At 38.2% G+C, this 12,126-nt stretch carries 12 protein-coding genes; all 12 read right to left on the bottom strand.

The genetic code is table 11. The features are described 5' to 3' along the window. Positions 1-6: 6 nt before the first annotated feature. Positions 7-597, bottom strand: a complete 591-nt coding sequence (locus tag DWY55_RS15180) for an acetyltransferase (RefSeq protein ID WP_117589589.1) — start codon at positions 595-597, stop codon at positions 7-9. A gap of 9 nt (positions 598-606) precedes the next feature. Beyond that, the gene (locus DWY55_RS15175) at positions 607-1,215 is read right to left on the bottom strand and encodes a sugar transferase (RefSeq protein WP_117589590.1); all 609 of its coding nucleotides are present in this window, start codon (positions 1,213-1,215) and stop codon (positions 607-609) included. A 12-nt stretch (positions 1,216-1,227) separates the two neighbouring features. After that, positions 1,228-2,319: a glycosyltransferase family 4 protein gene (locus DWY55_RS15170; protein WP_117589591.1), complete on the bottom strand. Its 1,092-nt coding sequence runs from the start codon at positions 2,317-2,319 to the stop codon at positions 1,228-1,230. A gap of 247 nt (positions 2,320-2,566) precedes the next feature. After that, positions 2,567-3,709 (bottom strand): CDP-glycerol glycerophosphotransferase family protein, encoded by a 1,143-nt coding sequence (locus DWY55_RS22400; protein WP_158589291.1) that lies wholly within the window; start codon positions 3,707-3,709, stop codon positions 2,567-2,569. A 343-nt stretch (positions 3,710-4,052) separates the two neighbouring features. Next, complete coding sequence (locus DWY55_RS15155) at positions 4,053-5,240, bottom strand: hypothetical protein (protein ID WP_034523161.1); 1,188 nt, start codon at positions 5,238-5,240, stop codon at positions 4,053-4,055. Then, positions 5,228-6,235, bottom strand: coding sequence for an acyltransferase family protein (locus tag DWY55_RS15150; RefSeq protein WP_120178137.1), 1,008 nt, complete (start codon positions 6,233-6,235; stop codon positions 5,228-5,230). The genes DWY55_RS15155 and DWY55_RS15150 overlap by 13 nt, the downstream gene beginning before the upstream one ends. 8 nt (positions 6,236-6,243) lie before the next feature. Continuing rightward, complete coding sequence (locus DWY55_RS15145; protein WP_005836616.1) at positions 6,244-6,984, bottom strand: DUF6564 domain-containing protein; 741 nt, start codon at positions 6,982-6,984, stop codon at positions 6,244-6,246. Then, a complete protein-coding gene (locus DWY55_RS15140) occupies positions 6,981-7,976 on the bottom strand; it encodes an NAD-dependent epimerase/dehydratase family protein (RefSeq protein ID WP_005829455.1) in 996 nt (331 codons plus the stop codon). Before DWY55_RS15140 ends, DWY55_RS15145 begins: the two co-directional genes overlap by 4 nt. Next, complete coding sequence (locus DWY55_RS15135; protein WP_120178131.1) at positions 7,977-8,705, bottom strand: metallophosphoesterase family protein; 729 nt, start codon at positions 8,703-8,705, stop codon at positions 7,977-7,979. Between the two features lie 3 nt (positions 8,706-8,708). Then, the gene (gene aepY / locus DWY55_RS15130) at positions 8,709-9,836 is read right to left on the bottom strand and encodes a phosphonopyruvate decarboxylase (protein ID WP_005829459.1); all 1,128 of its coding nucleotides are present in this window, start codon (positions 9,834-9,836) and stop codon (positions 8,709-8,711) included. Positions 9,837-9,870: 34 nt separating this feature from the next. After that, positions 9,871-11,181, bottom strand: coding sequence for a phosphoenolpyruvate mutase (gene aepX / locus DWY55_RS15125; RefSeq protein WP_005829461.1), 1,311 nt, complete (start codon positions 11,179-11,181; stop codon positions 9,871-9,873). Between the two features lie 604 nt (positions 11,182-11,785). Further along, a partial coding sequence (locus DWY55_RS15120) for an IS66 family transposase (protein WP_165859519.1) occupies positions 11,786-12,126 on the bottom strand: 341 nt, incomplete at its 5' end.

The raw sequence follows: 12,126 nt of genomic DNA, 5'->3' as shown, positions 1-12,126 counted from the left end.
TATGATTTACAAAACTATATTCTTGATTACTTTACATCGGTTTCCTACCGCTAAAACCCCATCCGGAATATCCTTTGTGACAACTGAACCAGCACCTACAATACTCCATTTCCCAATCTTTACTCCAGGAATGACTACACTACCGGCACCAATCCATGTCCCCTCACCCACTTGTACATTACCGCAAAGTGTACAATGAGGAGAAATATGTACATAATCCCCAAGCCTACATTCATGATCTACCGAAGCACCTGTATTAATGATACAATGACTCCCAATACGACAATCTGACTGAACGATAGCCCCCTGCATTACAACAGTACCTTCTTTTATCACAGCCTTTTCCGAAATAATTGCCGAAGGATGAAAACCCCGGCCATATTCCACTTGTAGCTTTTCTGCTATCTTTCTACGAACACCATTATTCCCGATACTGATTATCAACGGACCACAGACTTCCGACGAACGTAATACGGGATAGTCAAAAAGAGTATGGATTTTTTCATTATCATCAAACAATGCTTCAATCGGTTCATTATTCGCACGCAATATATCAATGATCACTTTGGCATGACCACTGGCACCATATAAATACATTTTCCAATATTAATTATTTCCAGTAAAAGCCTCCATCGTAACCGAAGTTTCCGAACTAATACCTTCGCGTACAAAGACCTTCTTTATTGTCATAAAAATGATTTTCAAATCAAGTAAAAAAGAGCAATGATCCACGTACCACACATCTAGTTCAAACTTCCGTGTCCAACTGATGGCATTGCGACCGTTCACTTGTGCCCAGCCCGTAATCCCCGGACGGACTTCATGACGACGCGCCTGTTCCTTGCTGTATAACGGCAGATATTGGGGAAGCAAAGGACGAGGGCCTATCAGGGCCATATCCCCTTTCAATACATTTATCAGTTGGGGAAGTTCATCTATCGAAGTGGAACGTACAAAGCGTCCTACTTTAGTCAAACGCTGAGCATCCGGAAGCAGATTTCCATCCACATCCCGCTCATCCGTCATAGTCTTAAACTTGATTACTTTGAATATCTTTCCGTTCTTTCCCGGACGTTCCTGCATGAAAAATACGCCTGCACCTTTGTTGGCAAAGTACAGCCAAAGTGTAATGATAAGTAAAGGAGCAAACAATACGCCTAAAGCGATAAAGATTACACAAAAGTCTGTAACTCGTTTAAAAAGTTTTTTGTACATAAGCTATTACAACTAGCTACCAATACTATCTATAGCTTCTAAATAAGCCTTTACTATAATATTTCTATCAAATTGTTTTTCAACTTTTTTTCTTGCTGCTATGCCCATGTTTTTCTTCTCTTCAAAAGACAAATCAAGAAACTTACGGACTTTACCTATAAGATCTTCGGAATTCTGTTGTTCAACAATAAACCCATTAACTCCATCATCTACAATTTCTTTGCAACCACTACGATTGGTCGTGATGACAGGTCTTCCACTCGCACAACTTTCCAAAAGAACATTCGACATACCTTCAGGATAATAAGTAGGATGAACGATACAATGCACGTTTGCAATAAAAGGACGGACATCAGAAGTCATCCCATGATAAATTATTGTCTTATTATTATTCAACTTTTTCAATTTCTCCTGATATGCATCCTCACAATAACCCAAAATATGAAATTCCGTATTAGGATACTCTTCACGAATAGCAATCGCAGTATCAAGGTATTGTTCTATCCCTTTCTGTTTCATTATACGACTAATAAAAATAAATTTCACCGTGTCATCATTTGGATAATCCATCAATTGAAAACGGATTAAATTTACACCCGATCCTGGGATTATAGAACCACAATCAGGAGTCAGATTGTGCATTTCACAAAATCTTTTATTTTCCTCATTTTGGAAAAAGATTCTTCTTGATTTTCTCAAACCAATCTTATAAAGCAAAAATACAATCTTCTGAATTCTTGATGTTTTTTCAACAGCAGTTCCAAGTCCAGTAATATTCACAATTTGAGGTATACCATATAATCTGCAAACCATCCCTCCATAAACATTGGGCTTGATTGTATAGGACAAAACCACATCTGGTTTTTCTTTCCTTATAAGATTTACATAATGGCATATCAACATAAAATCTTTTACAGGATTAGTACTTCTACGGTCTATTTCAGTCGTCACACATTTTGCTCCTATAGCTTCCAACTCATTCATTCTTTTATCAAAAGGCGCAGAAATAGTTATGAAATGCCCCTGTTCAATAATAGCTTTTACTACTTCAAAGCGAAAACTAATCAACCCTGCCACATTATTAGCTAACAATAATATCCTCATCTTAATCCCTATATTTTACAATCCTCGCAATATTTCCTTACAATTACAAGCGACCTATATAGCGTACCCGCTATTTATTAAGCAGTCACGCCTATATGAGTCTTAGAAAAAATCAGCAAAACTTTCTTACGATGCATACTCTTTTTCTTCCTTACAAGAAGACATATAGTAACATGAAAACATAACAATGATGTCCTCAATATACAGGAAGACAAGAAGATCCAATCTATTATAAAGAGTTTATTTATTATTGAATGTTGTTATAAATCAAATCAAGAGCCTTGCTGGTTGCATTTCCATATTCTGTTTCATACTTATTCTTGAACGGAATAACATACTCCTCGACTACCTTTTTAAAATCTGCCTCCTTAATCACCTTAGTCAGTTCACCTTGATCTTCCTTATACAAAAGTTCCTTACGAATGTCAAAATACAGACCTCTGATGGCATTATACTTATCATAATCGTATGGCCACAAGAAGATTGGTTTATCCATAATGCAGTAGTCGAAAATAATGCCCGAATAATCAGAAACAAGAAGGTCAGAAGCAATCATAATGTCTTCTACGACCTCATAATTTGTTACATCAATAAAGAAATCATTGTTCTGTTTTGTATCCGAACTGATGACTGGATGAGCTCTATATAACAAAACATAATCATCGCCCAGATTCTGTTTCCAAAGGTTTACATCCACATCAAATACCTCTTTAAAGTTAGCCTCTTCTCTAAATGTTGGTGCATACAAAATAGCCTTCTTTCCTTCTGGAATTCCAATTCTCTTGCGCAATTCACTTCTGTAGTCTTCCGTATAATGCACCAAAATATCATTCTTAGGCATACCGATTACGTGCATCTTGCCTATTGGTATTCCGAACATGCCAGCATACACATACTTCTCAATATCAGAAGATGCAAAACAGCAATCCCACTTGAATGTTGATAAAGTCCTGAAATTAGCAGAATCAATAGCATCTTTACCATCCAACTTACATAATACTCCATGAGTTGTGTGCATATAGTAAGTATTGATGCCTTTAAAATTGAGTGCTCGTTCCACAATTACGTTCGTCACCCAAACTCTAGCCCTCAAGGCTATATTGAAATACTTAAGGCTGTTGACGTTAACCGTATTTGGAATGAATGGATATTTCTCGGGATTCTTAAAAGCCCAATATATGATATAGTCCTTGAAACGTTCATCCTTCAACATGGCCTCATAAATCACTCGCGTACTATCGGAATAATGACGTCCACCATAACATACAAAAAGCATGAGTTTACCGTCTGGCTTCAAGAACAACTTGTACAAATTTACCAAACCTGACATTACGTAATAGTAGACGTAATAAAGTAATTTACTTCTTTTTATCTTTGTTGTGATATCCATATTTATTACATTTTTCATTTGAACAATCGGAGATATAGAACTGTAATTATTTTATTACGCGTATCCTTATACCACTTATGAAAAATATTATAGGAACTTTATGCTTCATACAAAAGGACTGGAGGAACTTGACATGAGGTAAAGCCTTGGTCTGGTACTGAAAATAAAAACTTGCTAAATCTTCGCTGCTATACATATCTTGCTAATTTTAATTTACAACGAAGGCTAACATTTCATTTTGAACTTTTTAAAGTGCTTACATAGCTGTGTATATCATAAAACTATAAGTTAAAGATTATACAGAAAATTAACAACAATCTATTATCTGCCATTAGTTTACAAATTATTGCACAAAAATAAACACTTGAGGTTTAATTATCTGATTGATAATTAAATCTGCTACATTTTCAATATCCACAAACTTTACCGACTTAGGCAAATCAACATTAAACGACTTCTTTACCTTAGCTACAAGTTCATCAGTATAGACGAGAGTAGCGTCAGTTATATTCTCTACTCCATCACAATAAATTGACTCACGGTTAGCTTTACGCATCTGGTCTATAGTCCATACAGACTCATCAAACTTGGCAGTAGCAGTTACTCCATCAATAATTATAGGATAACCACCAATTTCACCATTTACCCCAGGAGTATGTATTTTGACTTGTTTTTCCTCTCGAAGAGCAGTAAGCACAGAGAATATGATATCAAAATTACTGGAAGCATTCATCATATTGCGCTTCTGATCTACAGGCATTGCTATAGAACAGGATTTAAGAAGTTCTTCCTTATTAAAATCCATATCCTTGCCTTGAAACTTTATATCAAGCAAGATGTCCTGACCTTCTGCATGACCTTCCTTAGAAATGACAACATCATGAAAATGTGATACCGCAATAGTTACATCAATGTCATTAAAATTCTTTATACCATATTTCTCTGCAATATAGAATTTTATACGAGGCACAAGATGATTCAAATTACCACTACCAAAGTCAAAATAAGCCTTACCCGCAGACTTTAGCCAAGGAATAACAGCATCGGAATATGAAGTATTGATTGAGATTGCCTCACAGTTGGCCTTATCGTATGCCTCCATTATATTCTTTGCATATCGAATAGAAAGCGGAGTCCAAATGCCGTATGCACGAAGATTACTCCATGAGATGCTACCATACTTCAAACCAGAGTAAACTCGACTACTATTTACTATGAAGTCAGGCTTTTCTGCTTCAAGTACAGCTGCAATGCTGTTCACATCGTTAAGGTCGCAGTTATCAACCACCTTAATCTCGCTACGGCACTGATGACGAATGGTTGAAGCAGTACGAATAATATTTATATCCATCTGCATCTTTTCTGCATTACGTCCTACCACAACAAGACGAAGTTGTGAATCACCTAGTGATACAAGATAATCCAACAAGTAGCATCCAACGCTACCCAAACCAATAATCATAATAGTTATTGGCTGACTATTTTCAACCTTCCCTTTGAGAAGGGAAAGTTTTCTGTTCAGTATTTCCATTTTAATAAAGTAGAAAACGGGTTTGTAATAAATTTAGAATCAACAAATCGTAATAGAACTGTTGTAAGGATTAATATGCAAACACAGAGAAACAAGGCCTGGTAAAAATTAACTTGCAAATAGGTTGATAATATGTGTGCAAACATGCCTTGTATTACATAATATGCTAAAGTCTTTGATCCATAAGCACATATCGACTTGGGGAGGTTCACAAACATTAAAACAGCGAATGTAGTAATAATTGATCCAATATAAACCAATACTTTCAAAACAAGAAGCATTCCTATATTTTGATTGTACAAATTTGACATGTGCCACACATTGGCATTATTAAACTCTAATACATGTAGTATACGGCCACTATAGATGAGACAAAAAGCAAAACATACTAAAGAGGCTATAGCCAAAACAAGCTTTATGCATTTTGAAACATCAGGAATAATAGGCAGGCCTTTTACTCTTCTCAAGAAACCCATCATAAAGAATGGTAGAAACATACACGACCGTTGGAACGATAACAGGTTACCAAATTGTTTCAACGGAAGCATGTATGCAAATACGGCCAACAAGCAACTGAATATCAATAACTGCCCCCCGCACCCATTATATTGTACGACAATTTTGCCAACTAGCTTATTGATAATCAACAGAAAAATAATATACCAAGTTATTAGGCTGATTAAATACCAGCCTGAGTTCTCCGGATTTAGTAAAGGGATGATACTTCCATAATAAAAACATTGAGGAATCATCACAACCAAAAATGTTTCCAAAAGCATAAAACCTTTACTAATCAGTTTTTCTTTATCCTTAACATTTGCATAATAACCACTGATAAAGACAAATAATGGCATATGAAAAATGTAGATTATAGAATAGAGCTTATTGGCAATAGGATTGCTTAAAGCAGGTTCTATTACATGACCGAATGTAACCAATACAATGAGCAACCACTTTATTCCATCTATTCTGTAATCTCTTTCTAATACAGCCATATTCATTTTTACATCAATTTTCTTACAATATCATAATCTGCAACAGTATTGCAGTTGAACCAGTCAGTGAAAGTCACTACATCATACTCTTCACTATTCATATCACTAAAGTAAGCCTGAATTATTTCAAGATTAGTACCTTGAAGTTGTTCTTTTGTAAGCGAATCAACAGTCTTCAAAAGCCTCTCAGATGAAGAAAATTTCCACATCTGACCACTGTTGAAGATTGCCTTGAATGGCTCTGATACAGTCAATGTCTGATGGTTCGTATCATATAAATACCTTGGTTTGCCATCAACGTTAATGTATAACGCAACTGCCTTATTCGAGTAGATTGGTTCTCGGTTAATGGTAATCACACTCTTTGGCGAATTATACACTTGCCTGAAATCTGTAGCCATAAAGAACAAGTCGCCTTCTACGAAAGTCACATCACCTGCCTCCTTTATTGCCTCTATACCTTTGTATAAACTGTAGCCGGAGCCATAGTCTTTGAAATGCTCGTTGTAAACAAGTTCTATTTTTTTGCCATAACCAGAGAGTTCGTTCTTTACAAATCTTCCCAACTTCTCATAAAGGTAGCCCCCCACAAGGATATATTTATCGTACTCACCACAATTCTTCAGCAATTGAGCAAGAAGAGCGTATTGAGGTTCATCGGTATAATACAAGCATTTGAGGGTTTCTTCCTTAGTGTCGCGATTAAAACGCGTAGCCGTTCCAGCAACAGTTATAATCAAATATTTCATTTCTTGATACTATTTACACACATCGTGAGGCCTTCATCGAGAGTGATGATAGGTTTCCAGCTAGTACGGGTACGAATCTTGTCCGTATTGAGCAATCGACGCTCAGGATCAGACTTTCGGTAACCTTCGAAACGGATATCCACATCGTTGATGCCCATTTTTATTGCAATCGTCTTGACTAGATCAATAATGGCAATTTCCTCTTCAGTAGCCACATTATAAACAGTACCATCAAGAGCATCCTCAGAAGCGATGAGCTCCATAACGGCACGACAGCTATCAATATTATGAAGGAAGGTACGTTTGTTCACCTTCGAGTTTTCAAGAAGGGTTACGGTATGGCTTTCAAGCAGATTATCAATGATATGAGGGATAATGTGCTCTGCAAAACGCTCGTGCCTGCTATATACATTAGCAAAGCGAATAGAACAACCTTTAATTCGTCCCTTGCCAACAGCATCTTTCATAAAGAATTCAGTCATCAACTTGCCGCAAGCATAACTTGTACGTTGGCTATGTTCCGCTGTTGACATTGCCAAATAATCAGATTCTTTCACACCGCCATTCTCATTCCAAGACTGCATTGAGTAAACCTCCGAAGTTGAACAATTAATGTAAGTATCAGCCCTCATAGAAATGGCACGCTCCAAGAAATCCTTCATAGCAAGGACGTTAGTCTGAAAAGTACTCTCTACCTCATAGAAATGCTTTGTATGGACAACAGCAGCACAATTGATAAACACCAGACGACCATCGCACTCAATTTTGAGTTCTTTCGCCTTATCGCATACTTCATCCATCTGAGCGACTTTGTTAATGTCGTAATTATAGAAGATGAACGAGGGATTGTCAATAATGTCTTTAACGGTATCAATAGAACTTGCAAAGAAGTTGTCGAAACCGATTACCGTATGACCCTGAGAAACAAACTGACGAGACAGTTCACTACCCGTCATGCCAGTAACACCACTTATTACATATAAGTTCTTCATTTATATTCCAAATTTTAATCGTTCGCTGTAAAAAGTATCTATCTCTTTGGGGAAAAGAGATTGTTCAGCTTCAATATCGTAAGGAACTGCATTGAAATGGGTTTCCCCCGTTTCAAAATTGATATACACATATTGTGCATATGGATTCTGATTGCGAGGTTGTCCAACTGAACCTGGGTTGATAAAAGTCGTACGTTTCTGATTGCGCATGATTGGATTGTCAACTTTGAAGAATACATCTATCTTAAAAGGTTGATGAATGTGACCGCTCAATACGTAGTCAAAATCCTGATACTTTTCATCTTCCACTTTTGCTGGAGTCAGTTTTCCCCAATAGGGATCATCAATAGTTCCATGTAAAAGAAGTACTTTCTTACCACCAATTTCCAACTCTTGCATTGGCTCTTGCATCACATTGCTTATATAATCAATAGATGTCTGAGTGAGATGGTTTCTTGTGTATTTGGACATCACACGAGCTCTTTCTGAAGAGAAACATGAGAGTTCCCCATCAATCAAAGCCTTCTCGTGATTGCCCTTCAAATTGGCAAGTAATGGAATATTAACAGTTTGTATACGTTCAATAATTTCATTTGAACGCATACCATAGTCGATAAAGTCACCTAGACTAATCATGGCATCTGGCTGATAGTGTTTCTCAATATCAGCTAGAACCGCCTCAAAAGCAGAAAGATTGGCGTGTATATCAGCAAACAGAATTACTTTCATACTTTACTTGTTAAGAAATTCCATAAAAGCCTCTTTGTTCTGAATAGGAGTTGTAGTTGGACGGCCAAGGTCCTTGCGGTTTCCCTTTTTTACGCAAATCTGAAGGAAAACAGGACCTTCTGCGTTCTTGAATTCTGCAAGTTTTGCTTCAAGTGCCTCCATAGTTTCTACACTATAAGCAGCCTTGTAGCCTACAGCTTGAGCAATTGCACAAAAATCAATCTTGAGACCAACAGTAGGCTGACCACCAACAGAATCGTGTGCGCCATTGTTGAACACAATGTGCACATAATTCTTGCATTTCATGCTGGCTGTAATAGCCATATTACCCATGTGCATGATGCTGGCTCCATCACCATCAAAACAATATACTCGACGCTCAGGCTTTTGGAGAGCTATGCCGAGAGCTATCTGGGAAGCATGGCCCATCGCCCCTACAGTAAGGAAATCACGTTCATGACCTTGGCTCCAAGCAGTACGTGCCTCAAAGAGCTCGCGAGAAATCATACCAGTAGTTGATACGATACAAGCATTATCTTCAATGTTTGAAGCCACCTTCTGAATCGTCTCTTCGCGAGACATTGCCAGTTCGTTTACCTCAACGCTCTGAAGCTTATAGGTATCGAAAGTATCCTTCTCTATCACAAGGGCATAGCACTCGTTGGTTGCCTTCATGAAGTCGACAGCTATTTTTATCTGCTTTGCAGCTCCCTCTTCATCCTTTGGCAGAATAGCATAGTTGATACCCATGGTATTAAGCAAACCGATTGTCACCTTACCTTGCTTCACATGCTGAGGTTCATCGTGAACTCCAGGGCGCCCTCTCCAACCGATAACGAGGAGCACAGGAATGTTATAAACGTCCTTGTCGGTAAGAGAGGCAAACGGATTAATGATATTGCCTTCACCAGAGTTCTGCATATAAACTACAGGCACCTTACCTGTTGCCAAATGATAACCTACAGCAATACCCATGGCCCCTCCTTCGTTAGCAGCAATAATATTCTGCTCAGCAGGAAGGTGGTCGGTAATATATGCACAAATGTTCTTGAGCAACGAATCAGGAACACCAGCATAAAAGTCTATACCTTGTTCCTTGAGTATATTTACAAAAAATTCGGGTCTTACCATTTGTAAAATAGTTTAAGGGGTAAGAAATTAATGTTTACTTCTTCTTTGTGCCTGGAATAAGATTAAGAATCTGTTTGATAGGCATACAGTACTGCTCAGATGCTTCAAGCGAACGGCTAGTATAGAGGATGGTTTCTGCACATTTAACCATTGCAGGATAAGCAGAACGAAGCATGTGATTAGCATAAATCACTACATTAATACCCCATTCAGCAAGTTCCTCTTCTGTGAACTGGTTATAAGTAGTAGGCACAACGATGATAGGAGTATGAGCATTCTTCTCGCGAAAGCGCAAGCAAAACTCCTTGATGTCCTCTCCAGACTTCTCTTTGGAGTGGATCATTATACCGTCAGTACCTGCCTCTACGTAAGCATGACAACGCTCCAAAGCATCATCTACAGTCTTACCAGCAATGAGAGACTCACAACGGCTGACAATCATGAAGTCACGAGTAATCTGCGCCTCCTTACCCGCACGGATTTTAGCCTGAAAACCTTCGATTGTATCCTGAGTCTGTACAGCATCAGTACCAAAAAGTGAATTCTGTTTCAAGCCTACCTTATCTTCAATTATAACGCAAGAGATTCCCAAGCGCTCAAGGGTGCGAACGGTAAAACCGAAGTGTTCAATCTTGCCACCAGTATCGCCATCGAAGATAACAGGTTTTGTGGTTACTTCAAGGGTATCATTGAGGTCATGGAGACGGGTAGTCAAATCGACAGCCTCAATATCAGGCTTACCCTTAGAGGTAGAGTCGGTAAGGGAGGAAGCCCACATGCCATCGAATTCACGCTCCTGACCATTCACCTCTACCTTAGTATGTTCTGCTATGAGGCCAGTAAGACCATTGTGACTTTCAAGAATACGTACAATCGGTTTAGCTGCAATAAGGCGACGGAGAGAAGAAAGACGCATCTGAGGAGTTACACCAAGAGCATCAATCTCTTGTTTGATACCAGAAGCAGAGATGTTTTGGGTGTAAGGAATCTCGATAACCTCACCACCCAACTTTTCCATTACCTTGAATACCTCATCACGGATATACTTGTCAGGACCAACCTGCCAATCGTCACCATGAATGATGTAATCAGGCTTGTACTTAAGGAGATTAGAGACATAGCTCCAATCATCCTGAGGGACCACCCTTGATACGTTCCTGATGCTCTCAACAACGTTCTTTCTTTGCTCCCAAGTGAGATAAGGAAGTCTACGGTGGTTAGCAATCGCCTTATCAGTGAACAAACCGATTATCACATCGCCATACTCAGTAGCTTTGTTAATGATGTTAATGTAACCCGGGTGCATGATATCGCCTATCATACCAAGATAAACTGTCTTTGCCATTATTATTTAATATTTTTCAAATTATTATAAAGAGCATCTATAGTCAATCACCTCAATTTCTCCTGCTTGAGAATAAGTATACTACACATAGATAGATTTACCATAAGTTCGACTACACTTCTGAACCACTCAATAAGTTTCTCCATTTGCGGAGAGCAAAGGAACTGTAGGACTCTACCATTGTGCTAAAAGAAGAATGGATATACCATTGAGTTGGAGTAACAATGATGATGCGGAAGTTCTGTGGCTTTCTGTCAATTGCAACGAACACTCCCCATTATGAGAAGCATAGTTATAGGTTTCAACAAAAAGACAAGCCTTACTTTTGTCCGCAAACAAGAACTTGTCTGTATTAGAGAGAATCTCAGTAAGCACTCAATTTAGGGCATCCCCCTTTGAAAGGGCACTTTTCAGTGCCCTAAATGAAAGTAAAAACTTTACAGATCTTCACTGCTATACATAATTCTATAAATTGGGTGGGCAGCGAAGTTATCACTTTCAATTAATAGCCATTTTTTGTAAGCACTCAATTTAGGGCATCCCCCTTCGAAAGGGCACTTTTCAGTGCCCTAAACCGAGTTTTGTTAATTAATTAGTCTTGAATTTAACATTGGCTGGTAGCCAAAGTGATTTTGTCAGGAACCATGTTAACATAATCCCTGCATCCGTTAATAATATTTTTGAAAAAAGTTCCGATGATGTTCCAGACAGAACTGCCATGAAGCTTTACCGTTCCAATCACACTATGATATGTTGCAGCCATCCCAGCACCGGCATCACTACCATAATGAAGTGAATTATTACGTTGGGTAGTCAGCTTTCGAATGGTTCGCTCTGCCAGATTGTTGTCTATAGGTAATTCACCATCATCCAAGTAGGCAAAAATCTCTTTCCAGAACCGGTTCAGATAATTGAGAGCTTCCCTATAATACTGACTTCTAAATT

Source organism: Bacteroides sp. AF25-38AC, from assembly GCF_003602995.1.
GTDB lineage: Bacteria > Bacteroidota > Bacteroidia > Bacteroidales > Bacteroidaceae > Bacteroides > Bacteroides uniformis.
Note: the sequence above shows the minus strand (reverse complement) of the source record. Positions and strands in the feature narration are given on the sequence as shown.

Excerpts from the sequence above, each read along its gene's own strand:
- DWY55_RS15175 (WP_117589590.1), bottom strand. The coding sequence starts at position 1,215 with ATGTACAAAAAACTTTTTAAACGAGTTACAGACTTTTGTGTAATCTTT.
- aepY (WP_005829459.1), bottom strand. The coding sequence starts at position 9,836 with ATGGTAAGACCCGAATTTTTTGTAAATATACTCAAGGAACAAGGTATA.
- DWY55_RS15155 (WP_034523161.1), bottom strand. The coding sequence starts at position 5,240 with ATGGAAATACTGAACAGAAAACTTTCCCTTCTCAAAGGGAAGGTTGAA.
- aepX (WP_005829461.1), bottom strand. The coding sequence starts at position 11,181 with ATGGCAAAGACAGTTTATCTTGGTATGATAGGCGATATCATGCACCCG.
- DWY55_RS15140 (WP_005829455.1), bottom strand. The coding sequence starts at position 7,976 with ATGAAGAACTTATATGTAATAAGTGGTGTTACTGGCATGACGGGTAGT.
- DWY55_RS15150 (WP_120178137.1), bottom strand. The coding sequence starts at position 6,235 with ATGGCTGTATTAGAAAGAGATTACAGAATAGATGGAATAAAGTGGTTG.
- DWY55_RS15170 (WP_117589591.1), bottom strand. The coding sequence starts at position 2,319 with ATGAGGATATTATTGTTAGCTAATAATGTGGCAGGGTTGATTAGTTTT.
- DWY55_RS15145 (WP_005836616.1), bottom strand. The coding sequence starts at position 6,984 with ATGAAATATTTGATTATAACTGTTGCTGGAACGGCTACGCGTTTTAAT.
- DWY55_RS22400 (WP_158589291.1), bottom strand. The coding sequence starts at position 3,709 with ATGGATATCACAACAAAGATAAAAAGAAGTAAATTACTTTATTACGTC.
- DWY55_RS15135 (WP_120178131.1), bottom strand. The coding sequence starts at position 8,705 with ATGAAAGTAATTCTGTTTGCTGATATACACGCCAATCTTTCTGCTTTT.
- DWY55_RS15180 (WP_117589589.1), bottom strand. The coding sequence starts at position 597 with ATGTATTTATATGGTGCCAGTGGTCATGCCAAAGTGATCATTGATATA.